The sequence below is a fragment of the Pleurocapsa sp. FMAR1 genome, from assembly GCF_963665995.1.
GTDB lineage: Bacteria > Cyanobacteriota > Cyanobacteriia > Cyanobacteriales > Xenococcaceae > Waterburya.
In genome coordinates, this window is sequence record NZ_OY762512.1 from 117,801 (window position 1) to 141,604 (window position 23,804).

At 39.2% G+C, this 23,804-nt stretch carries 22 protein-coding genes; 9 read left to right on the forward strand and 13 right to left on the reverse strand.

Annotated elements, in window-relative coordinates; translation table 11 throughout:
• The 4 genes from SLP02_RS00625 to SLP02_RS00640 all read left to right on the forward strand — a co-directional run bounded on the left by SLP02_RS00625 (position 1) and on the right by SLP02_RS00640 (position 4,019).
• Entirely contained in the window at positions 1 to 612 is a 612-nt protein-coding gene (locus SLP02_RS00625; protein WP_319418720.1) for an OmpA/MotB family protein, read from the forward strand.
• Positions 613 to 671: 59 nt separating this feature from the next.
• Positions 672 to 1,358, forward strand: coding sequence for a hypothetical protein (locus SLP02_RS00630; protein ID WP_319418721.1), 687 nt, complete (start codon positions 672 to 674; stop codon positions 1,356 to 1,358).
• Positions 1,336 to 2,160 (forward strand): EH signature domain-containing protein, encoded by an 825-nt coding sequence (locus SLP02_RS00635; protein ID WP_319418722.1) that lies wholly within the window; start codon positions 1,336 to 1,338, stop codon positions 2,158 to 2,160. The genes SLP02_RS00630 and SLP02_RS00635 overlap by 23 nt, the downstream gene beginning before the upstream one ends.
• 131 nt (positions 2,161 to 2,291) lie before the next feature.
• Entirely contained in the window at positions 2,292 to 4,019 is a 1,728-nt protein-coding gene (locus SLP02_RS00640) for a CocE/NonD family hydrolase (protein ID WP_413467065.1), read from the forward strand.
• Positions 4,020 to 4,066: 47 nt separating this feature from the next.
• Here the strand turns inward: SLP02_RS00640 and SLP02_RS00645 are convergent, their stop codons facing one another.
• The 5 genes from SLP02_RS00645 to SLP02_RS00665 form a co-directional block, all read right to left on the reverse strand.
• Complete coding sequence (locus SLP02_RS00645; protein WP_319418724.1) at positions 4,067 to 4,804, reverse strand: LmeA family phospholipid-binding protein; 738 nt, start codon at positions 4,802 to 4,804, stop codon at positions 4,067 to 4,069.
• A gap of 194 nt (positions 4,805 to 4,998) precedes the next feature.
• Positions 4,999 to 5,481 carry an orange carotenoid protein N-terminal domain-containing protein gene (locus SLP02_RS00650; protein ID WP_319418725.1) on the reverse strand — a complete coding sequence of 161 codons (483 nt, stop codon included), beginning with the start codon at positions 5,479 to 5,481 and terminating at the stop codon, positions 4,999 to 5,001.
• Positions 5,482 to 5,723: 242 nt separating this feature from the next.
• Positions 5,724 to 6,146: a nuclear transport factor 2 family protein gene (locus SLP02_RS00655; protein WP_319418726.1), complete on the reverse strand. Its 423-nt coding sequence runs from the start codon at positions 6,144 to 6,146 to the stop codon at positions 5,724 to 5,726.
• Between the two features lie 88 nt (positions 6,147 to 6,234).
• A complete protein-coding gene (locus SLP02_RS00660) occupies positions 6,235 to 6,957 on the reverse strand; it encodes a polysaccharide deacetylase family protein (RefSeq protein ID WP_319418727.1) in 723 nt (240 codons plus the stop codon).
• 128 nt (positions 6,958 to 7,085) lie between these two features.
• Positions 7,086 to 9,950, reverse strand: a complete 2,865-nt coding sequence (locus SLP02_RS00665) for a PD-(D/E)XK nuclease family protein (RefSeq protein ID WP_319418728.1) — start codon at positions 9,948 to 9,950, stop codon at positions 7,086 to 7,088.
• Between the two features lie 370 nt (positions 9,951 to 10,320).
• On the opposite strand from SLP02_RS00665, the gene SLP02_RS00670 reads away from it, so the two are divergent.
• Entirely contained in the window at positions 10,321 to 10,752 is a 432-nt protein-coding gene (locus tag SLP02_RS00670) for a phosphatase PAP2 family protein (protein ID WP_319418729.1), read from the forward strand.
• A 153-nt stretch (positions 10,753 to 10,905) separates the two neighbouring features.
• Here SLP02_RS00670 and SLP02_RS00675 read toward each other — a convergent pair whose 3' ends face one another.
• On the reverse strand, positions 10,906 to 11,103 hold the full coding sequence (locus SLP02_RS00675; RefSeq protein WP_319418730.1) for a hypothetical protein: 198 nt from the start codon (positions 11,101 to 11,103) through the stop codon (positions 10,906 to 10,908).
• Positions 11,104 to 11,207: 104 nt separating this feature from the next.
• Positions 11,208 to 12,314 (reverse strand): hypothetical protein, encoded by a 1,107-nt coding sequence (locus SLP02_RS00680; RefSeq protein ID WP_319418731.1) that lies wholly within the window; start codon positions 12,312 to 12,314, stop codon positions 11,208 to 11,210.
• Positions 12,315 to 12,564: 250 nt separating this feature from the next.
• Between SLP02_RS00680 and carA the strand changes: the two genes are divergently transcribed.
• The gene (gene carA / locus SLP02_RS00685) at positions 12,565 to 13,707 is read left to right on the forward strand and encodes a glutamine-hydrolyzing carbamoyl-phosphate synthase small subunit (protein ID WP_319418732.1); all 1,143 of its coding nucleotides are present in this window, start codon (positions 12,565 to 12,567) and stop codon (positions 13,705 to 13,707) included.
• Between the two features lie 45 nt (positions 13,708 to 13,752).
• Here carA and SLP02_RS00690 read toward each other — a convergent pair whose 3' ends face one another.
• Complete coding sequence (locus SLP02_RS00690; protein WP_319418733.1) at positions 13,753 to 14,520, reverse strand: SDR family NAD(P)-dependent oxidoreductase; 768 nt, start codon at positions 14,518 to 14,520, stop codon at positions 13,753 to 13,755.
• A 136-nt stretch (positions 14,521 to 14,656) separates the two neighbouring features.
• On the opposite strand from SLP02_RS00690, the gene SLP02_RS00695 reads away from it, so the two are divergent.
• Positions 14,657 to 15,580 (forward strand): AraC family transcriptional regulator, encoded by a 924-nt coding sequence (locus SLP02_RS00695; RefSeq protein WP_319418734.1) that lies wholly within the window; start codon positions 14,657 to 14,659, stop codon positions 15,578 to 15,580.
• A 71-nt stretch (positions 15,581 to 15,651) separates the two neighbouring features.
• Here SLP02_RS00695 and SLP02_RS00700 read toward each other — a convergent pair whose 3' ends face one another.
• Positions 15,652 to 16,626 carry a glycosyltransferase family 2 protein gene (locus tag SLP02_RS00700; protein ID WP_319418735.1) on the reverse strand — a complete coding sequence of 325 codons (975 nt, stop codon included), beginning with the start codon at positions 16,624 to 16,626 and terminating at the stop codon, positions 15,652 to 15,654.
• 315 nt (positions 16,627 to 16,941) lie between these two features.
• Here SLP02_RS00700 and SLP02_RS00705 point away from each other — a divergent pair, with 315 nt between their 5' ends.
• Complete coding sequence (locus SLP02_RS00705) at positions 16,942 to 18,156, forward strand: glycosyltransferase family 2 protein (RefSeq protein ID WP_319418736.1); 1,215 nt, start codon at positions 16,942 to 16,944, stop codon at positions 18,154 to 18,156.
• Here the strand turns inward: SLP02_RS00705 and SLP02_RS00710 are convergent.
• From SLP02_RS00710 to SLP02_RS00725, 4 genes are all read right to left on the reverse strand, one after another.
• Positions 18,143 to 19,618: an anthranilate synthase component I gene (locus SLP02_RS00710; protein ID WP_319418737.1), complete on the reverse strand. Its 1,476-nt coding sequence runs from the start codon at positions 19,616 to 19,618 to the stop codon at positions 18,143 to 18,145. The genes SLP02_RS00705 and SLP02_RS00710 overlap by 14 nt on opposite strands.
• Positions 19,619 to 19,620: 2 nt before the next feature.
• Complete coding sequence (locus SLP02_RS00715; RefSeq protein ID WP_319418738.1) at positions 19,621 to 20,574, reverse strand: energy-coupling factor transporter transmembrane component T family protein; 954 nt, start codon at positions 20,572 to 20,574, stop codon at positions 19,621 to 19,623.
• 271 nt (positions 20,575 to 20,845) lie between these two features.
• Positions 20,846 to 21,940: an endolytic transglycosylase MltG gene (gene mltG, locus SLP02_RS00720; RefSeq protein WP_319418739.1), complete on the reverse strand. Its 1,095-nt coding sequence runs from the start codon at positions 21,938 to 21,940 to the stop codon at positions 20,846 to 20,848.
• 211 nt (positions 21,941 to 22,151) lie between these two features.
• Positions 22,152 to 22,706 carry a DUF3727 domain-containing protein gene (locus SLP02_RS00725; RefSeq protein ID WP_319418740.1) on the reverse strand — a complete coding sequence of 185 codons (555 nt, stop codon included), beginning with the start codon at positions 22,704 to 22,706 and terminating at the stop codon, positions 22,152 to 22,154.
• Positions 22,707 to 22,894: 188 nt separating this feature from the next.
• Here SLP02_RS00725 and SLP02_RS00730 point away from each other — a divergent pair, with 188 nt between their 5' ends.
• Positions 22,895 to 23,800: an AraC family transcriptional regulator gene (locus tag SLP02_RS00730; RefSeq protein WP_319418741.1), complete on the forward strand. Its 906-nt coding sequence runs from the start codon at positions 22,895 to 22,897 to the stop codon at positions 23,798 to 23,800.
• Positions 23,801 to 23,804 lie beyond the last annotated feature (4 nt).

Consider the following 23,804-nt stretch of genomic DNA (forward strand, 5'->3'; position numbering starts at 1 on the left):
ATGAACTCTTTTGAACACTTTGAACCAGATACAGAACTTGAAGAAGATAACTCAGGTATTTGGTTATCTATTAGCGATTTGATGTCTGGATTGTTGATGTTTTTTGCTTTGCTATTTATTGTTGTTCAAGTTCAACTTCAAGAATATCAAGAATTGTACAAAAAACTTCCTCTTGCAATTCAACAAGCACTTCACCAAAAACTGGGGGATAAATATGCTTTTGAAGTCGATCCAGAAACAGGAGGAGTAACTATTGGGGACAGCATTCTGTTCGATGAGGGAAGTGCAAATTTAAAACCAGCAGGAAAGCTTTTTCTAAAAGAATTTATACCTGTTTATAGCAATATAATTTTCTCAGATGAATTATTTGACCGCCAGATTACTCGTGTCGTTATAGAAGGTCATACTAGCTCTAAAGGCTCAGATAAAGCAAATATGGAATTAAGCCTTAGACGTACTTTGTCGGTATCAGATTATATCTTTTCTCAACAATTAAACTTCGATACTAAACAACAGTTTAAGCAAAAAATTCTGGCATCTGGCAGAGGTGAAATAGATGCAGACAAGAGCAAAGATAATCTAAGCGATCGCAAAGTTGTTTTCCGTTTTTAATTCCGACAAGTAAACTTTGAGAATTTAAAGCAAGATACTGTTAAGCCATAACTACAAAAATGAATATTCAATTTCGCAAAATACATTTACCTCCACTTCCAGAAGTTAATGCTGATGCTCTAACTAAGCTAGTAGAAAACGATAGAAATATTAGTTTTAAACCGCCCTCTTTACCTGCTGGTGTACCCAAAAGCCAGATTGTTTCCCGTTCTAATCTAGATGAAATTATTCAAGATATTGAAAATAGTAAAACTGAAAATATTACTGTTTTAGAATGGGTTCATTGTCTTTATAACAAAGATAAATGGGATGCTAAAAATCCAGGTAGAAGTATATCTACATCCAAAAAAATTTGGAAAGCAGCCGAACAAAATACTTGGCTAAAACAGCGATTGTTTTGGAATTTAGTTCTTAACTATAATGGCAAACAAGCTTTAGCTTCATCTTTAGTGGAAAATCATTCTGCTTTTTCACCTCAAAATATATTAGACAAAGAAAAACTAAAAATAATTCAAGTTCTTACAACATCTGAACCAGTTAATGGGTTAGTAAAACTGTGTCTTCAAGAATTTCTTACGCCTTATAAACTATTTCAAAAACATCAACTTCCGACCAAATCTTTAATTTTAGAGCAAGCTTTAGACGATATTGTCATTGTATTTTCTCTAATACCTACTCCCAATCAAAAACAAGTTAAATGGCTGTTGCAATGTTTAGAGGAGATTGAAGACAATACAACAAATTAAAGCTGTAGAACTTGTACTTACTCTAGTTGATCCTAAACTTGGTGCAGAACATCCAGGATTGATTAATTGGTTAAGTCAACATTATGGTTCTCCTGTAACTAACTCTCGTTGGAATGAATTGTCTTCAGAAGCTAAAGCAGCAATGCGAAAGTGGCTTGGTGCAGTCAGCTATCAAGATTTCCAAAAATTAGCAAACCTTGTTTTAGATCGAGTAAGCTTAGAAAAACACGAACATAGACGATTGAAAAGCCGTAGTGGATTTTGGTCAAACTATAGCGATCGCTTTGAACGTATTCAGATTTTATTACCTGAAAGTTCAGTCAATATTTTAGGTAATTATCTTAACAATCAGGATGTCAGTATTTTACTAAATGATGGCAGCGACCCGACAGAAATATGCGTTTTTGACTTCGGTAATTGGTTTGTAGTTGAGTTTTTTCGTGGTGATGGTAGTGAAACTTCTATCATTAGAAAAGATAATGAAAATGAACAAACACTTTTTCACACTCAATTATCAGTTAAACGTCTTCGTTGCTTAGAACGCGATATTCACGATCATGAATTTTGCTGGCAATATTTCTGCGAACAATTACTAAGATCGAAAGGCATTTTTCCTAATGACAATATTCAGGATTTTGAAGGTTTACCCGATCAACATAGAAAATATAATCGACAAACAGGTTTACCTAAACCTTCATCCGAAAATATGAGGAGGCGCGATCGCAGTTTAGAATATTGGAGACAAGACATAGCTGAGTTAGAACGAGAAGCAAAACAATATTGCGACTACAAGCAAACATGATATTGACTTTCTTGAAGAATCTTAATCAAATTTAGGTATTTGAATATTAGAACTATAAGCTGATTTATAACCCAGAAGTAGGAAAATTATTTAAGCAGCTTGGCAAATAGTAGTTTTCTCTTGCTTAAATAATGGTCAAAATAATTAAACAAACAGCATCAATGCAAACTAGGGACGGAGTAAGATTAGATGCAGATATCTATCGTCCCGATACTGATGAAGAATTACCGATACTGTTAATGCGTCAGCCCTATGGCAGGGAAATTGCCTCTACAGTAGTTTATGCTCATCCTCGTTGGTATGCAGCCCAAGGCTATATTGTGGTAATTCAAGATGTACGAGGTAGAGGAACATCGGGCGGTGAGTTCGATCTGTTTACCCATGAAGTTGCTGATGGCTTAGATACAATTAACTGGGTATCGCAGTTACCGAACAGTACAGGTAAAGTAGGGATGTACGGTTTTTCCTATCAGGGGATGACGCAGCTATATACTGCGGTGCATCAGCCAGAGTGTTTAAAGGCGATCGCACCTGCTATGGTAGCTTACGATCTTTATGCCGACTGGGCTTACGAAAACGGAGCATTTTGTTTGTATGCTAATTTAGCCTGGGCAATTCAGCTAGCGGGGGAAACTGCAAGGCTCAAAGGAGATGAAGCAGCATATTTAGAATTACGCGCTGCTTCGGGTAACTTGCCGTTAAATGGCTCGATTCCCGCCAATCCTGAACTGATGGAGAGGCTAGCCCCCGATTCTTTTTATCACCAGTGGTTAAACAACCCCGATCCCACGGCGGAGTATTGGCAAAGGCGATGCCTTCGGCTAGCTTCGCAATCGCCTAAATACCTTCTAGCCAACGTCAACATTCCGATGCTGCACGTTGGCGGTTGGTTCGATCCCTACCTACGGGGTACATTAAATCTGTATCGAGCCATGACAGCCAAAAGTAAACAACCACAGCATCTTTTAGTAGGGCCTTGGGCGCATCTTCCCTGGGGAAGAAAACTTGGGGCGGTAGATTACGGCATCGAAGCTCAAAATCCCCTTGATGAAATTCAAATACGCTGGTTTGATCATTGGCTCAAAGGCAAAGACACAGGACTATTAGAAGAGTCACCGATTTCCCTATTTGAAATGGGTAGTAATCAATGGCGCGAATTCGATTATTTTGCTGATAACTTGAAAATTTATTACTTAGCTAGCGATGGTTTAGCAAGTATGCGAGAAGACAGCGGAATGCTCTGGGAATACGAAGAAGCGATCGCAGAATCTATTTCTCCCAGTGGATTATTAGAAACTAACTTAACTGAACAAGTGACAGAATTTGCTAATAATACCGATGTTTTAGTTCACGATCCTTGGCGACCAGTACCTGCATTAGGAGGACACGCTAGTTATCCTGGTGGCTCTTTTGAGCGTTCTGGTTTGGACTGTCGTTCAGATATTCTTACCTATACTTCTGCACCTTTAGACGCAGATTTACATATTGCTGGAGCAATAACTGTAGAAGTTTACTGTACCGTAGAATATGCTAGTTTCGATCTTTGTGCAGTACTGTCAACAGTTGATGCTGATGGTAGAGTATTTAATTTTACCCAAGGTTATCTTCGAGTAGCTTCTCCTGCTCAAGATACGAACATAGTTTCTATTCCTCTTCAGGCTACCTGTATGTGCATTAACCAAACTCAGAGCTTACGTTTAAGCCTTAGTGCTGCCTGTTTTCCTGCCTATCCTGTTAATCCTGGTACGGGTAAGCTGCCTCATGAATCTCGTTTGATAGATATGCAGATAATTACTTTGTCAATTCATTCTGGTGTTGATTATCCATCCCAAATTAAGTTATCGGTTGCTAATCTTTAAAGTCAAATTAGCCCCCGAATCTCATCTACAGTACGGTTGCCTAGCTATCAACTATTAGGAAACTCTTGAATTGTGGTGCGAGCAGCCATAGTCATTTTTCCTTGACCTATATCAAGTCGATCGATGTGTAAAGTCATTTTACCAAGTTCAAAATTTCGTAGATCTAATAATTCTTCAGTGCTACGCAACAAAGCGTCTGTTAGTTGAGGATCTGTGTTCTCACCATCAGGATACTCTACGTCTTCGATAACAATTTTATTACCCTGTTCATTTATAGTTGGTTTGGCTAAAAGAGCAATCTGCTTTGTTTGTTGCGACTCGACTATTTCAAGTTCTGCCTTGAGGCTAATTTTTCCCTCTCCTGGTAAAGCAAACTTCACATTACTTGCGTTGACGGTAACTGTTTCACCGTCCAAATTCACTTTTTGATTTTTGAGCTTATCCTTGATATATTCAGAATTGAAGGCTTGCTGTAAATCAGATTCTAATAAAACTATTTTAGTTTCAGCATTAGTAGAAGTCTCTAACTTAATCTTGCCAAGGGCAGCTTTAAGAGGATCGATATTTATACTATCGGTCTGTAAAATTACTCTCTCTGCTCTTAGCTCTTTTTTCATCACCATACCTTTGCCGTCGACGATCACAGATTCTAGCTTTCCTTGAGCCAATTCTAGGGGATCTGCTCTTATATCTACATCCAAATTGTCTACTTTGTCTAGCTGACTTTCTAATCCAATTTCTACTGCCTTACTAAGTGCTTGTTCGCCAATATCTGGTGTACTCACTAACTTTTTTTCCTTTAAATACTATGATTATCTATATTATTTAAGGTCAAATATATAAATTAAATATCCTCCCAAAGTGATAACTTTTATTAGTTAGTAGATTTATTTTAATGACGCAAAAAACTAAAGACTACTAGCAATTAGCTAATAGCCTTAAAATTAAAAAATGATCTAGTAATTAAACGATCGTCAATCTAGATTCCTGCACCAGATTTTGGTTCTGCACCAGCATTAACCACTGCATCTCTTAAGAAAGTAATTTGCTGTTCAAATTCCATTTGTTCTGTTTGAGATAGCAATTCTGTTACACTACCAGCAGGTTTGTAATCGTCGGGTACAGGAATAATAGTTCCAGCCTCCATTCCTTGAGCCAAACGATACCAAAAATATAGCTTCGTATTTTCGCTTAAAGAGCCGTATTCACGAGAAATCAGGCTGTCTTGTCCTTCAATAATCTGGCGCTGTACTTCCAACTGTTCTTCTTGAGATAATTCTTTTACTTGATTGAACAATCCTCCAGCAATCTCGTCTGCTGCTGCTCCTGGTGCTGCGGGAGTTACAGATTCTCCCATTTTAGTATAGACATACCAAAGCAAAGCTAATTTTTCGTCTGTGGATAAGCCATTGTAGCTGTTTAATGCTTGGGTGACGTTTTGATCTGAAGCTGCTGTAGCCATATTATTTACTTGTCTCCAATATTATATTTTTAAAGCTTTGATTATTTATAAGAGTACAAAGCTGTTAATAACCACGCTATACATTTTTATGTTTAAAAGTAACCGTATAAAGACAGATAAACATTTAAAATAAGCTTCAACCACAGATAGATGTGATAATATTCAATGGCTATCAACTTTCTAAAAGTAAGTGAAAAAGATAGTAAATTGAAATTTTAGATTCTCGTTAGGCAAGGTTAATGTTACTTGTCTTGCTTTTTTGACTGTAAACCTAGTAATTCTTGTGGTGATGCTAGTAATTTGATCTGTACTTGAGTAATTTGCTGCTGAGTATTTAAGCTAAAGTGCCAGGCTACATTAACACTAAACAAAGGCGTTTTAACTTTTCCCCTTACCTTTATTTCCTCAAGATCATTTTCAATTATTTTTTCTCCTTGTTTTGGAAGTAGCTGCATTCCTTTGGCTTCTTTAGTCAAATAAGATGCGATCGCACTTCTACCTATGATAGGCTTTTCAAAGGGTGCCAATAGTTCTCCTGCTTCGGCAAATAGTTCGGCAGTTAATTCAAACTCTTCTCTATTGATAGTTGCAAAGTAATTAACAATAGCTGATTCTTCTATTCCCTCAATAGTTAGAGGTTGCTCTTTTGTATCTGTATAAGTCATGTAGTTGATAAATATAGTTTCTCTAGCTAGAAATTAAGCTAAATACAGATGCGATCGCTTCTATCTAAAGATTTATACTGGCGATAATTTACCTTTTGTCTAACAGTTCGCTGACGGTGACGATACGATAATCTCTTTGTCTTAAGTCTTTTAAGATAGTTTCTAGAGCGAGTGCCGTATTTTGGGCTACTTTCAACGAATTGGCATGAAAGACTAAAATTGCCCCAGGAAAAATCATTTGTCTAGTATACGTTGCCGTTAACCAAGGATGATTAGCAAAATCGAAAGTATCAAAAGGAATCATCGAAGCCAGCACTAGCCTAAGATCGTAGTTTTCTGCTGCCGTTAAATTGGCGATCGCCTGGAGCATTTTTTGATTATACAAGCCTCTTCCAGGGCGATACCAGCGAATCTCATTATTCCCCGTAAGCTCTAATAATTTTTCATGAGCCTCTTTTAACTGTTGTTCAAACTGTTGGGGAGTCAACCACGCATGAGTCTCATCAATAACGCCATGATTGCCTATTTCATGACCATTAGCGACAATTTCGGGTATAATTTGCGAATCTGGACACAAATGACTGCTAATGATAAAAAAAGTGGCTCTAGCTGGTTCTAGTTGACTATATTGCCGATTATGCGTTGCGATTGCCTTTAAAATCAGTTTAGTACCAAAATCTTCTCGATCCTGATAACAGGGCGCATCGTCAATAGTTAAAGCAACTACTTTTTCGGTAGTTTTTTTATAGAAAATAGCATCAGGAAACATTTGAGCTACACCATTTGCTAGTTCCTGAGTTAAATTCATCATTAGCTTAATAATTCATCTCAATAGGTTTAGGCTGTATTACTCTAACAATTAACATTTATTGTGGGCAATCAACTTAATCAATTTCCCATGCGAAAAAAAGCTAATTCCTAAAATAAAACTCCATGACTTTATTCGCGTCTATAACTTTGTCTACTACCCTGACGACAAACCAAATCATAGTCACAATAGCGACAGGCTTTGCGGTCTACGTCAGGGGCGACGGGATAATGTCCCTGTTCTAAATGAGTTTTTACCTGTTCGGCAAAAGTAGCTAGTGATTCAGCATCTTTTTGAGGACGGCTAATAGTTTTTTGCTTAGTTACAGAGTAGTATGCTGCGTCATCTATAGCTTCACCAGGATATTTTTTGGCGATCGCATCTTGGTATACTGCTAGCTGGATATCAAGATTGGCTTTACCCGTAGCATCTTTTACCCCCGCAGGAATTACGCCACTAGTTTTGTAATCAATTACCGTTAATCCTGTAGTGGTGCGATCGATTCTGTCTACCCGTCCTTTGATGTTTAAGCCGTACCATTGGGTAGAAAATTTGGTTTCTCTGGCAATGACTTCCCTTTGGTTGGGAAGAAATTCCGCTGTAGCTAAATTAAGTGCCAATAAGTTTAAATGTTCTTGGCGTTGTGCCGACCATCCTGGTAGTTGAATTAAGTTTAATTCTGCTTCGGCTTTGGTAAAGGCTTTTGCTAATTGTTCCTGGTTGAATTTAGCTAGATCATCAGCAGTTTTAATCTGTTCCAAGGATAATTCCAAACAGCGATGATATAGGTTGCCTCGCACAGCAGCACCAAGATCTAATTCGGCTTCGCTTAATTCTTTGAGCTTGAGCAACCGCGCACTAAACCATTTAAAGGGGCATTGACCTAACTGAGTTAGCTGAGAAGCACTGAAAACATTGCTTTGAGGATCGATTTTAATCCCCAGCATCCCCTCGTATTCATTGGGTGTCCCCCCCGTTTCTCGATGTGCCTCTACCTGCCAAGCTTTAATTATTTTGGGCAAAAGCAATGATGCGCCTGTTGGCTGAGTCAACAGACTTGGTTGACGTAGATATGATTGTCGAGCTAGTTCAACACTAGCAAGAGGCAAGGTGTCCAAAGAAGTAACTTTCAGTCCCAGGCGGGTTAAATAGGGACTAGGTAAAGTTAAACGGCGAGCGATTAATTCAGGATAAGAAAAGATAATACTGTAGGTGGGAATACCCAGCAGACAATAAAAATAAAAGGTTTCTCTTTGAGCGATATCTACGGCGGTTTCAATTTCTAGGTCTTGTTTGGCTAGCTGCTTGCGACTATGAAAATCTAAGATTGGGTCGTCACAAATTGCTGTCGGCAAAATTCCTTCTGCACTACCCAAAACAAATACATAGGGATATTGAGTACCTAGTAAAGAAGTAGGATTGTATAATTCAACTCCTCCCATACCCGGTTGGGCAGGAACGGTCAATAAAGCTAATATGTCGTTGATTTCTTGAATAAAGACTTGTTTACTTAACTTTTGCGCCTCTGGCTTGGCTAATTCTTGTAAAGCTTCCTGAAAACGATAAAAGGCTGCAACTTCTTTTGCCCAGCATTTTCCTTTTTCCAAAACATCCCATGCAGCTAAGATATCCTGCAAATATTTAATCCAACTTGAGCGACTATAGCTATTGTCTTCTAGCTTCAACAAGCTCAAATCTACGCCTAATTTTTGCCAAGCATCGACCCCGTGAGGATGTAAATGTCTAGCTTCTGCCCAAATTTCAGCAGACATATATTTGGCTAAAGGATGAGCTAGTAGTTTAGCCGTTGCTTCAAAAGAAAAGTTGTCCCCAATTACCTCTAGCAATAGTTTGAGCCATGCACCTATGCGAGTTTGTTCTAGGGGAATTTCATAACCTACCCGCACAGGAATACTATATTCCCAGGCAAGATCAATTAAAGTCTCGCCGTATAGTTTTTCGTCTCTAGTTACTAAAACAATATCTTTAGCTTCGACCCCTTGAGTCAGTAAAATCTTTACCTGAGTCAATACGCCTCTTACTTCTTCTAGCAAATTAGGAAAGACCTGAAGGCTAACTCCTGCTGGCAATTCTCCTGTCTGCTTAAAACACTGCTGTAACCGTTGATTAAATCCCGTAGGCTGTATTTGGTTTTTTTGTGACCACCCTTGAGCTTTTAGCCAGTCTAACGCTTTTTGATTTTGAGTCAACAAATTATCTACGGGCAACACTAATATACTATCTTGAGCAGCGATCGCATTTATCAAAGCCAGTTCATCTTTATTCGGGGCAAAATAGCCATAAAATAAATAAACTTTTTGATAAACAACTTTGGCTGCACCCTGCCAATAAAGTTCGGCACTATCGAGCTTATTTCTCTGTCTTAACAGTTTTTGATAGGCGATCGCGATCTTGGCTAATTGCTGCATTTTAAGATCGGAATTTTGCTGTAACTGAGCTAAATTTATACCACTACGAAATAGATCTTTAATAGTTGATAAATAGGCTTTAGCCGTACCTTCTACATCTGGGGTTTTAATTACTTCTGTGACCGCATTTTGGAGTAGACGACGGCTTAATAGAGTAGAAGCAATTCCCCATCCCTGACGACGGACGATATTTTGCGCCAGACTTTCCAAGCTACAAGAAGATTGACAAGTAGATGGAATAAGCTGGCGAGTATGTCGGGCGATCGCTTCTTGAACGGCGCATTCGCGCCAGCGTCCCGAAGGGACTTTGAGCCGATAGGCTCTGTGTCGCTCATGGGGGAGACCCCCGCCCTCGACAGTTCCTATAACGGGGGGAACCCCCGCACCCTCGGCAATAGCTCTATGAGGGAAACCCTCAAGACCGCTTTGCCTCGCAACGGACTCAGATGCGGACGAAGCGTCCTTTCTCGCAAGACCGCGCTGAATCGCTTTTGTTGGCGTAATTATTTGGATATCAGGCGGGAGCGAAACTGACGGACTAAACTCAGGTAAGATATATCTGCCCATGTTTTTGAGGAATTAGTCAAGGAAAGGTTAAAAGCTGGTTAATTTTTGCAGCAAAAAGTCTAGAATAGACTGAATGTAATCTGGCTGTTTGTTTAGAGGAAGATGTCTAAAAAAAATATTGGTTTTTTAAACAAAGTGTTGAAATTTTAACCAGATGAAAAGTTCGTATAAAATTAGCAAAGCAAATCTGGTTTTTATTTTACTTTGCACTATTCCTTTCGCGCATCTTTGCTATCTAATATTTACTCGCAATTATCCTCAGTTCGACTCGCAAGTATTACAAATATTGCAGTCTCAAAGGCGGGTGTTGCTCAACTTTTTTTTTATAGGTCTCTATACAATTGGTAACACATATATTGCTGGATCTTTAGTGCTTGCTACCCTAGGATTTTTGATTCGTAAACGATATTGGCAAGAAGCCAAAGCTCTAGCATTTGCTACGCTAGGTATTTTAATAATGGTTGATAGAATCCTCAAGCCTATTTTTGGGCGTTCTCGTCCTCCACAACCCAGATTAGTACACGATTTAGGTGGAGATAGTTTTCCTAGTGGTCATGCAGCAGGAAATCTGGTTTTTTACTTTTACCTGGCTTTTTTGTTAGCTGCACAATACCCTAAATCAACCAAATATATTTATATTCTTGCCACCATAATCGTCTTATTAATCGGCTTTGGCAGTATCTATACCAAAGCTCATTGGGCGACAGATGTTATAGGAGGGTATCTTTTTGGCTATTTATGGTTATTAGTTAGCCTGAGCGTTTTAAAATTTTTAGATCGCAATTCAAGAGTCAAAAGTTAGCAAGGGGTACTAGATCCTGTTTGATGAAGCTCACGCCTAATAGCTGGGTAAAGCCCTTTTACCTCTGCTTGAGCTTAATAAACTTCAGCAAGAATTTAGACTCTGGCAAAAAATCTATGCAGCAAATTACTTTGACAAGCCCAAGCTTGCCAATCAATCGATCAAAGTAACATTGAATCCCATTTGACATTCATAGACTGTAGCTTGTCTGGGAGTAGATTTTGCTAAAGCTTTTCCACAACCTAACTGACCACTATACCAACGAGGTAAACCGCTATTATCTGCCATTAAACAACTTTGACAAACCTGTTTAGCTGATAAAATTTGCTGGTCTGCAATCATAACTATCATTACGTTAGTCTCATCAGAAGCTTTGTAAATAATTGTAGTTTTTTCGTTGCTTCGATTGCAGTTTTATCCATATAGCTTAACAGTAAATAAAGTTAAGATCCTAATTAGTTAGATAGAGAATAAATCTGACCATCAATCAGTAATCTAGTAATACCCTTATTTTGAAGATAATGGGAAGTTTTTTGCAGCATACGCCCATCAGGAACTTTGATTACTCGCTCACGACGATGAGAAAAACGCTTAGCAATACGATGATTATCAAATACAGGCAAAGTCGTTTCCCTAACTTCTGCTTGAGGAATTGCACCCAAATCAGCAAAATCGGCTAAAGGTTTGACAATCAATTCTGCTGAGCGATCGATAACTAAATAGCAAGTTCTCGGAAAAGAGGCTTGAGAAAGAGGCAGAATTTGAACGTCACTTAAATTGGAACTTTTGCTATGATAAGTTATTCCATCTTCGTTATCGTCTTCCCAATCATCATCATCATCATCGTTATCGTCATTGATGTCTTCTAGGTCTTCTCCCAGCATTTCTTTGAGAGTAATGATGTCTACTCCATTATCGTCATCGTCATCGTCACCGTCCTCATCTTCAAGATCGACTCGATCGGCTTTGAGAATTAAACTATTGCTTTTATAAGAGGCTAATTCCTCCGTGTCTTTACTTGAGTTTTTGACAGTGCCACGAGGCTGTTTATCAATTATTAATTTATTGGGTTGTTTTGCTGTCAAGGGTTCTTCTGAATTGCTTGTCTGGGCTTCTACCAATTCTTCAGGCTGATTGTCTTCAGTCTGTGTCGGAACAACCTCAGCGACTATAGGTTCTTCGGTAACGTTGGAACGACGACGACGACGAACAGATGGTTTTAATTCAGTTTCGGGCTTGTCAATAGCTTCTTCTATCACTGAAGGCATTGTGACTTCGGCAGTAGCAGCATTTTTAGACTTATCTAATTTGGTTTTAGGAGATTTTGTCTTAGTTTTTGACTCTTTTTCAGAGGATTTTTCACCTCTAGGTGTACGTGCTAAACGTTTTTGCTGAATTAAATCTTCATATTCTGAAGTAGATAGTTTGTTTTTAAGAAAGCGACTAATCGTCGAACTGCTTACCTCATAATTATTTGCCAAAGTTGAGGTGGTTGCCTGGGAGTTACGATATAGCTGAAGAATCTCTTGTTTATCGTCTTCGGTTAGTTTTCTAGGACTCATGCTTTCTTAATCAAATTCGCGTTAGTTTGGCTGTGATATCAATATCAATATTAAGTTAAATCTCTCTAACTATGTCATCTACCTATGTGAACAGTTTATCTTGTTGGGCAGGTCTTAGTAACCATGACTACAGTAAAGATTTTAAAAGCCTGAGTAAATCAAAGAAATAGTCCATCTTATCTTTACCGATAACTGCTAGATTATTTTGTGGTCACAGTAATTTAGTCAAGCTCGTAAATTAATGGTCAATATGCTCAAACCAAATACCAAACCAGCTTTACTGGTTCTTGCCGATGGAACTGCTTATCATGGCTGGTCTTTTGGTGCCGAGACAACTGCGGTGGGAGAGATAGTTTTTAATACAGGAATGACGGGATATCAAGAAGTTTTGACCGATCCTAGCTACTCTGGTCAAATTATTACTTTTACCTATCCTGAACTAGGAAACACAGGAGTCAATCCTGCTGATGAAGAATCTAGTATTGTGCAGGCAAAAGCAGTAATTGCCCGAAATATCACTTATCGTCCTAGCAACTGGCGTTCTACTCAGTCTTTACCTGACTATCTTAAACAGAAGCATATTCCTGGTATTTATGGCATTGACACCCGCTCTTTAACGCGGAAATTGCGAGATTATGGCGCGATTAACGGGGCAATTTCCACAGAAATTCTTGACCCTGAAGGGTTGCTAAATTTAATCCGCCAAGCACCCGATATGATGGGTTTAAATTTAGTCAAAGAAGTAACTACCCCAGAAGTCTACCAGTGGTCTGAAGAAACTGATACGAATTGGGAGTTTGCTCCTGCTATGAATAAAAATAATTCTTTAACCGTGGTGGCAATTGACTTTGGGATTAAGCGCAATATTCTGCGCCGTCTAGCAAGCTATGGCTGTAAAGTAATTGTTGTTCCTGCTAATACTCCTAGTGAGGAGATACTGGCTCATAATCCTGATGGTATTTTTCTCTCGAATGGCCCTGGCGATCCTGCTGCTGTTACTGAGGGCATAGCTATTACTAAAGAGCTATTAAAAGCTAACAAGCCGACCTTTGGGATTTGTATGGGTCATCAAATTTTGGGCTTATCTTTGGGCGCAGAAACCTTTAAGCTCAAGTTTGGACATCGTGGCTTAAATCAACCCGCAGGCTTGAAAGAACAACAGATTGAGATTACTAGTCAAAATCATGGTTTTGCGATCGCCGAAAAATCTTTAGGGGCAGATGTAGAAATAACTCATCTTAATCTCAACGATAGAACTGTAGCGGGCTTGCGTCATAAAACCCTACCTTTCTTTTCAGTACAGTATCATCCTGAAGCTAGTCCTGGTCCTCACGATGCAGATTATTTATTTGCTAATTTTGTCAAGCTGATGCAGCAAGCAAAAAATAGCTAGTATGGCTGCCAAAAATCTTACTTTTTGGCAGCAGATAGGTTGGAACTAGAGAAACATACCGCCAGAGACTTCAATTCTTTGGGCATTTACCCATCGGTTGTCTTCAGAAAGCAAAGAAGCGATCGCACCTCCAATGTCATCTGGCACTCCTGCTCGACCCAAAGCCGTTTGCGAGGCAACAAAGTCGTTCATCTTTTGATTGTCCCGCACTGCGCCACCACTAAAATCTGTTTCAATCGCACCAGGGGCGATCGTGTTGACGGCAATTTGTCTTTCACCCAGTTCCTTCGCCAAATATCGGGTCAACACCTCTACTCCTCCCTTCATGACTGCATAGGCAGAAGAGTCTGGGATGGCAAAGCGAGCCAAACCAGAGGAAATATTGACGATCCGCCCACCATCTTTGATCGAAGGAAGAAGTTTCTGCGTTAGGAAGAAAACACCCTTTAAGTGAATATTCATCAAGCGGTCAAAGTCTGATTCGGTTGTTTCTGCAAAGGGTTTATGAAGGCCAATTCCAGCATTGTTGACCAAAAAATCAAACTGCTCTGTTTGCCATTTCTCCTGAAGCAACTGCTTAACTTGCGCCACAAAGCCATCAAAGATTTTTGTGTTACCAGTATCTAGCTGTAACGCAGCAGCTTTGCGACCTATTTCTTCAATTGCAGAGACAACGCTTTTAGCTTCTGCTTCGCTGCTGTGATACGTCACGATAACATCCACACCTTTTTTCGCCAGAGCCAAAGCCGTATTTTTGCCTAGTCCTCTGCTTGCCCCCGTTACTAAAGCGATTTTTGTTTTGTCTTGTGTCATGTCTAATCCTTTGATTATTTTTTTTCTATGTATTCATCTTAGGAATAGCAGCAATGATTCTAAATACATAAACCTCGCAGATTATTGCCTAATTCTCTAGAATGATCCTATAAGGATAATTTCATCAAAAGTTAGCATGGTAGTTAAAATATCTAAACACGATGCGCCCGTTAATGAGTGTCGAGAGTTAGCGACATTACTAACCCAGCACACCGACGGCAAGGGAAACGGCCTTCATAAAACGGCTATAGATAAGCTGGAATTTATGCGAGAGTCTTCTATTTCCACCTCACTCCACAGTGACAATAAACTCGACCTATGCATTGTCGTTCAGGGAAAAAAAGAAGCTTTGCTTGGTGAAAAACTATATCGATATAGTGTGGCTCAATATATTGTTGTCTCAGTTGAATTGCCCATAACTGGATTTGTAGTGGAAGCGACCCCAGACAAGCCATATTTAGGATTTAAACTGAATTTAGATCCTGCTCAACTTTATGAGATTATCATTGCTCAAACCCAATTGAGTAGACGTAAGCCAGAAAACTCTGTTAAAGGCTTTTTTGTTAGCAATGCCGATAAATCATTAATCGATTGTGCTATTAGACTGACCAAACTTTTGGATACGCCACAGGATATTCCTTTTCTAGCACCGATAATTCTCCGCGAAATCTATTATCGTCTTTTGATGGGCGAACAAGGGGAGGCTCTGCGTCAAATTGCCATACCTGGCAGTAATATGCAGCGCATTGCCGAGACAATTAAACTGATCAAAGTTGATTTTACCAAACCTATCGGGGTCGAGCAGCTAGCTAAACACGTTAGTATGTCTACTTCATCTTTTTATCACCATTTTAAAAAAGTGACATCCATGAGTCCACTTCAATATCAAAAGCAATTAAGGCTATTAGAAGCACGTCGTCTGATGCTTACTGAAAATTTTGATGCAGCCAATTCTGCCTATGAGGTGGGTTACCAAAGTCCTTCCCAGTTTAGTCGCGAATATTCTCAAAGGTTTGGTGCGCCGCCTATTAAAGATGTGGAACGTCTACGTACTACTTGAGTGTAAATAATTACACTTCCATCCCACTCCAAGATTATCTAACTAAATCACAGATATGACGAATAGTATTCTTAATCTGTTGCGGTTTCTTTTGAAGGATACTCTTTACTAACTCCCAAATCAGTATGAACTGTTTTATATTCCTGATAATCAATTCCTAATAAACCTGCAAAAGTACCTGCACCACGATAAATATAGAGTAATGCACTGACAACCGCCTGTTTACCCATCAATAAGGCAGGAAGCAATTTAATGCTGCCAATCAAAACCAACGCTAATCCTTTCAAGGCTCTAATAAATTGCACCCACAATGAAGGATATAGTTCTTTCTCTAATCGGCTATGACTCCCCCAGGTACGATAACCTCTGTATAAAATCCATTTTGAGTTAGTACGTGATAAAGGAATCGAGTCATAGACTACCGCTTCATCTGCCCAGATAATTTTGTATCCTGCTTTATTAAGGGTAAGAAAAAAGTGAGAATCTTCACCTCCCGTAATCGCAAAGCGATCGTCAAAAACCTGCTCTTGCTGACGAATAATTTCACCGCGAATCAGGACATTATTGGTAAAGGCAACATGACGCTGTTCTCCAGTTGCGTAGCGAGGAGTATCAAAAAAGCCTCCCTTTATTATCCATTCAGGAACATCGCTATCTTGAAAGTGAGGTACAACAGGGCCAGTTACTACATCTGCATTATATTTCTGCTGTGTTAACAATAATTTTTCTAGCCAAGATGGCTCTGTTACTTCATCATCATCAATAATGGCGATAAAATCTGCTTCTTTTGAAGCCAAGTTAAGTGATTTGTTACGAGCATAGGTAATTCCTCGCTGTGGTTGCACATCCGTTTTTAGCGACCACTTAAAATTTAGTTTTACTTTGCTGCAAATTTCTTCTGCCACACCATAAGTATCATTATCCACCACAATAACCTCAATTTCTGGAGTGTCTATGGTTGCAAATGTTAACTGGTTGACGCTTTCTAAAAGGCGTTTTAATCCTTCAGGGCGTTTAAAAGTAATAACACAAATAGAAATTAGCATACTTTGTTTGGATTGCGAGTTATGAAAGCTAGCTTAGTAGAACAATATATTAATTCACTAAACCTGGAAGAATTTGAATTGCATGATTTAACGATAAGCATTGTCTTTGACCAAATACAGTTAATTGCCAAATCTATGTTGTCTCTATTACCTATTATCTATCTCACCAAACTTAACACGGTTTTCATAAGACACCTAGCGTAAATATAAAGCTGTTTAAAAAGGCGATTTACAACTTTACTAAGAGTTAGAGGTTAACATGGTATTGCTAATTGATAAACGTTCAAAATTATCGAGTTATAAATAATTATTCAAATGAATCTTATATACATTATTAATATCGCTTTCCTATTAACAGGCGGAATTTTAATTATTCCCTGTCTAATATTTTTTATAGAATGCTTGGCTGCTTTTGTTTCTGACTCATCTGATTCAGATCTAGCAAATATAGAAGAACTAGAACGACCAAAAACAACGGTTTTAATTCCTGCTCATAACGAAGCCGAACAAATTAAAGAAGTATTAGAAGTATTGCTGCAACAAATTACAGAACAGGATCGAGTTATTGTCATTGCCGACAATTGTCATGATGATACGGCAGAATTAGCCAGAGCAACAGGAGTCACAGTATTAGAAAGAGAGCATTTAACTGATCGCGGTAAAGGATATGCTTTAGATTATGCAATGCAGCAAATTAAAAATAATCCTCCTGAAGTATTAGTAATTTTGGATGGGGACTGCATTATCAAACCCAATACTATCAAAAATATTACCTGTAAAGCGATCGCCACAGGTAGACCAGTACAATCTACCTATCTGATGCAACAGCCAGAAGATCCTAGCCTCAAGGATAATATTTCGATGTTTTCGATTAAGGTAAAAAACCTAGTTAGATTATTAGGTTTAAATCGTCTTGGTTGGCACTGTTTGCTTACAGGTTCGGGTATGGCTTTTCCTTGGTCATTAATTAATCAGGTTTCTTTAGCAGGAAGCAAAACTACTGATGATATGCAGCTAACGGTGGACTTGGCTTTGGCTGGTTCTACGCCTGTATTTTGTGAGAATGCTTTTGTAGTTGGTCGCCTGATGAAAGACAAAGATGCTGCAAGTCAGCGATCGCGCTGGGAACACGGACACTTAGAAATGATCTTAGTAGAAGTTCCCCGACTCCTAAAAGCCTTTTTAAAAACTGGTAATTTTGCAGCTTTAGGATTAGCTTTAGATATTTCTGTTCCACCTCTTTCCTTGTTGGTAATGGCTTGGATGGTGAGCATGATTATTACTTGGTTAGCAGCCATTGTTGGCGGAATTTCTAACATTCCTGCAATTCTTGTCAGCATTGCGGGAGGATTTTTAATGACGGGAGTATTACTCGCCTGGGTTAAATTTGGTCGTTCTGATTTGCCTCTCAAAAATTTAATCGCTATTCCCTTCTATATCCTGGGCAAAATTCCTATTTATTTTAAGTTCCTAATTAAACCTCAAAGCAGATGGCTAAAGACAGAAAGAGATTTACCTAAGAATCAATGATCAATTGTAAGGCGGCTATCTGTGCTTCGGCTTTGCTTAAAGACTCGTACCATTCTTGTTCTGGATCGCTGTCGGCAACAATGCCAGCCCCAACCTGTCCATACACTTGAGCCAGATCATAATCAGCAGTTTTGACGTATAGCAAAGTACGGATAAGAATATTTAAATCTAAATTACCTCTGCGATCAAGATAGCCGCAAGAACCATAAAATAGACTGCGACGCACTGGCTCTAATTCTTCAATGATTTCCATGCAGCGCATTTTAGGACAGCCTGTAATTGTTCCCCCTGGAAATATGCTCTGAATTAAATCTACAGCATCATAATCAGGCTGTAAAATTCCTTTGACGTTACTTACCAAGTGCATTACGTGGCTGTAGCGTTCTATTGCTAATAACTCATCTACTTCTACTGAACCCCATTGACAGACTCTACCGAGATCGTTGCGCTCTAAGTCAACAAGCATGATGTGTTCTGCTTGTTCTTTAGTATTACTAAGTAATTCTGCTGCCAAAGCGCGATCGCTTTCTTGATTCTCACCCCGTTTTCTTGTCCCTGCAATGGGTCTAGTCTGAGCTTTTTTTCCTTCAAGCAATACTAATCTTTCAGGAGAACAGCTGATCATATCTCCCCAGGGCGATCGCCAATAACTTGCAAAAGGAGAAGGGTTTATCTGCTGTAGCTGACGATAAATTGACCAGCTATTAGCGGTAGTTTCTGTCTGAAACCGCAAGGATAAATTAGTTTGAAAGATATCTCCTGCCTGAATGTATTGTTTGGCTTGTTTAACGGCCTTTTGATATTGTTGTTTATCGGTTGAAAAACGTATTTGTGTAGGGGCGTGTCTTGGTGCGCTTTCCCTTGCGCCTAACGGCGACGCGGGGTCGCACCGCTTTCGCGAAACGCCCCTACTTTGCGAAACGCCCTTACACAAAGTCAGTCGGTTTTCTAAATTATCTAATTCTTGAAATTCACCAGCAGCTAACCAGAGGATTTGTTCTACATGATCGAGGACAGCAAAACAATCTGGCTCATACCAATATGCGACAGGAAAAGGTAGAGTATCCTGATTTAAATTAGGTAAGCGTTCAATTTCCCAAGCCAAATCATAACCCAACCAACCCAACCAGCCACCCGTAAAAGGCAAGTGAGCAACTTCAGGGTTATCTAAAGTAGGTTGTTGCAGGCGCGATCGCAAAAAAGGCAGAATTTTACCAATTTCAGGAGTCCATAATTGAGGCTGTCCAGCAACAGTGCGGGGAGAACCTGCACAAATAGAATAGCGAGCTAGCTGAGGATATTCTGGATCGGCTATAGCAGGGCTTTCTAATAGGGTGGCAATCTTTTCTTGGGCAAATAAGGCGGTAAATATATCTGAAGCGGTGCGATTTTCTAAATTCTGCGATCGCCAGAGCCATGACTGTATTTTTGTGGCTGGGGGCGTAGCTGTCTTATTGGTCATGCTTAGACTCCCCCCACAAACCAACGCGCACACCAAAAAGGAATTAAAATTCCTAAAGCTAGCCAATCGCGCCACCGCAACCGTAGCTGATGCCATTGAACCCGATGTTCATTTGGGGTAGTAAAACCGCGAACATCCATGGCTGTAGCTATTTGTTCGGCTCTTAATAACAAATTCTCCAATAGCTTCTCCGAGACAATTAACCATAGCTGTGTGCTACGACGTATACCTAGTTTCTTCCAGTCTATTGCCCTAGTACGGATGGAGCGAACTAAATTCTGGACTTCTTCTAAGACAAGGGGAATAAAACGTAAAGAAAGAGTTAGAGTCAGAGTAATTTCGGAGATTGGCAGATTAAAACGGCGTAGAGGACTCATCAGATCTTCTAGACCTGCGGTAATTTCTTCAGGAGCGGTGGTTAAAAGATACAGGCTAGTACTGTAAATCAGAGTAAAAATTAAAGTAGAAACTCTCACTGCTACATCTAAAGAGCGTCGGGTAACTACTAAACGAGGAATAAAAACAAACTTAGGCTGATCGAAATAGACATAACGGTAGCTTGTTGGTTGCGGTAACTGGGATTTGCACTCAAGCTGCTTGCTCGGCTTTTCGGCTGTACTACTTACGGTAGCAACATCAGCGCAAAATTCAGGCACTCTAGGCTGGGGTTTAGCTCCCAAGGAGTCAGGAGCAACGCAGGCAAACAAAAACATAAACAAACAGAGCAGCAATAACCAACCCATCTGCTTACTCCAAGCCCTAAAGGGAATGCCAGCGACAATAGTTAGCACAATTAAAGATGCAGCCAGACCGATACGCCACAAAGGATTGCCCAACAGCGGAGCAATCAAAAAAGTCATTAACCAGACTAATTTTACTCGCGGGTCAATCTTGTGTAGCCAAGTGACAGGCTGTTCGAGATATGAACCAATAGGAAGCGATCGCAATAAATCCATTTTAAAAGGATGAGGATTGAGGGAATAAAGGCTGAAGCCCTATCTAGAATGACAAACTACGCAAGTACCAAGTTATTTCCTTGGCACTCACAACTTATTTTTTATCCTTTCAGTTGTAAAAGTTTTAATTATCTGGATGATAGCCTTATCGTTCTTATTTTATAATTTTAAAAGATAGGAAAACTCTAAAGCTAAGAGCTAACAGCTTATTTAATCATTGTTCACTGGTATATTGATAATTGTTCATTGTTCATTGTTCATTGTTCATTGTTCATTGATTCCTTTGGCGGCGAATTTCTTTGGTGGCTGCTTCATGTTCATTCAAAGTTTTACTAAAGACGTGAGTACCATCATAACGAGCCACAAAGTATAAATAGTTTGTCTTTTCAGGGTTTAGGGTCGCTTTTAGGCTGGCTATGCCAGGGGAAGCAATAGGAGTAGGGGTTAAGCCAGTGTTCATGTAGGTATTATAAGGAGACGGTGTTCCTACTTGAGAATAGGTCAAGGGTCGATCTGCTGTTTGTCTAATATTTAAACCATATTCTACGGTGGGATCGGATTCTAACTTCATCCCTTGTTTAAGTCTGGCGGTAAATACTCCTGCAATTACAGGACGTTCTTTGCCTATTACTGCCTCTTTTTCGACGATACTAGCTAAAGTTACCCAGTCTAAAAGGCTCATTTTTGGTTTTGCAGCCTCGTAAACGGGCAGAGCATATTTTTCAAAGCGATTTAGCATCGTGTCAATTATTGCTTGGGGGTTGCTACTGCGATCGCTAGAAATTTTATAGGTATCAGGATATAAAAATCCTTCTAAAATAGGCAAGTTTGGTGGCAGCCAGGGGTATTTATCATAGGGAATTTTCTTGACTGCGGTGGCAAATTCCTCGGCAGAAAAATAGCCCAAAGATTCAAAATATTTTGCCATTTGCTTTGTAGACCAACCTTCAGGAATAGTAAAGTTAGTCTGCATAATGTCTCCATTCCAAATCTTGCTGGCAATATCTGGTAAAGACTCTTCAGGGGATACTAAATATGTACCCGCTTTAAAATCACCAGATGAATCTGTAACCTGCTTCAGCTTTGTCCAAAGCTTCCAGCCATTATTAGATTTAATCAAACCAGACTGTGCTAATTCACTCCCAATTTGATTGCCAGATGTCCCAGGCTTAACTGTAAACTGAACCTGTTTTTCTTGGCTTGATTGTTCACCTTGAGTTTCTACGGGAGCGGTCAAACCATGCCAACCAGCCCAGCCTACAAGTAATAAAACCCCTATACTTGCTGGGATTAGTTTAGCAGCCAAATTACTTTTAATTTTTTTTTTAGCAGCTTTTTTCTTGTTCGATCTATTACGAGTCATCATTTTGGATAGATATATTGAAATAGTTCAGTAAAATTATTAATAATTAGTGAGCTGAGGTGCAATCCCAAAAGTAGCGTAGCTAATCGCGCTTCATCTTACCTTGCTTTTTTAATAATTGCCCGATTTTTGTAATATCTATACCAAAAATCTGTATAACTAGTAGCAACAGTTAGGATAGAGACAAGCCTTGTCTGTACTGGACTTTCGTTATTTAATCTTCTGACAACAATTCTTCGAGGATAGGCATTAAATTCTCCTGATCGGGAGAAACTAATTCTAGATGGTTTTGTGAGTCGTATCTAGCAAAAAATAAGAGGGGAGTTAAGGGTGTATAGATCCCGTATTTTTGCTCGTCGTGATAGAAATACGCCAAAGATTGCAATTCTTCTTCTTCCATATCACCATCATCTTCGAGGGTTAAGATTTGCTCTTCTTCGATCGGCGGAAGTTCTCCTATTGCCGTCAGAGTGTAGGCAGTATGATGTAGTGCCAGGTTTTGTTCTGCCAATACCGCTTTAGCATTGTCAAAAATTTCGGCGATCGCTTCATCATCATCCAGCAATGCTGCTTCTAATTCTTCATCACTGTCGCTGTTGATGCTCATAATCACCACGGGGATATCAACGGGAAACAACAGCAAGTAGGTCATATCGTCGATTTCTAAAGACTGTTCAATGTAGCATGGCAGAGATCGCCCAAGTTCATCAACAATAGTCAGAGTTTCTTCTTCATATTCCTCGTTTCGATTAAACTGAGATGGTGACATAATTTTTAAGTCTAAAAAAGTTTTTAACTAAACTAAATAACTTTAAAACCTGCTTTAATCCTAATGATATTAAGCGTTAAGTATTTTTACTATAAATTCCAGAATAGCATTTTTTAGAGGATGAAAGATGAGGAATGATTTAATTAACGGTAAGCAGAACAAACAGAGCCGATTGAGAAATTATCAAAATGAGAAATCGAGAAGCTAACGAAAGTCTACCGCCAACAATTGTTTATCCTCATGACATAAATCGTAGAATTGTTGCTCAAAAAATTGCTCATCAAGGAAGCTTTGTTGTTTCTCATCATTTTGAACTTGACAATCAAAAAGAAGTAGCTGCTACCAATCATCATTGGCTGTGTTATTTGTTGAGAGATTGTAACTTGCAGCAAATTACTCGAATTGGCGATCGCGAATATACTGGTGAAACAAAACGGGGCGATATCTGGCTCAAGCCTAATTCACATCATGGTTTTTGGTCGTCGTCAGACTCTGATGAATGCTTGTCCCTGATATTCAAGATTGCGCCAGATTTTCTCCGGCAAATTGCCTTAGAGAATGATTTTGCTAACGCCGATAGTGTGGAAATTTTACCCGTTTTAAATAAACACGACTCTCAGCTACAGAATTTGGCGATGTTGTTTCAGCAAGAGATTGCTCACACTCAGTCTGGCAATCAAATGTATATTGAGTCTCTTAGCAATATGCTAGCCGTACATCTATTGAGACACTACTGTACCTTCCCAGTCAAGGTAGCGGAATATACAGGTGGATTACCTCCTTATAAACTCAAGCAGGTAACTGATTATATCAATACTTATTTGGCAGATGATATTTCCTTGGGTGAATTAGCCAGTCATGTAAAACTAAGCCAGTCGCATTTTTCTCATTTGTTTCGTCAAAGTACGGGAAAATCTCCCTACAAATTTTTAATACAACAAAGAATCGATCGCGCTCAAGAATTACTGCTCAAACAAGATATGGCGATCGCCGATGTAGCCAGTAGCGTTGGTTTTTACGATCAAAGTCACCTTAGTCGCCATATGAAAAAGCTATTAGGTGTATCTCCCAGACAATTAAGGCAGCAAAGATAATTAA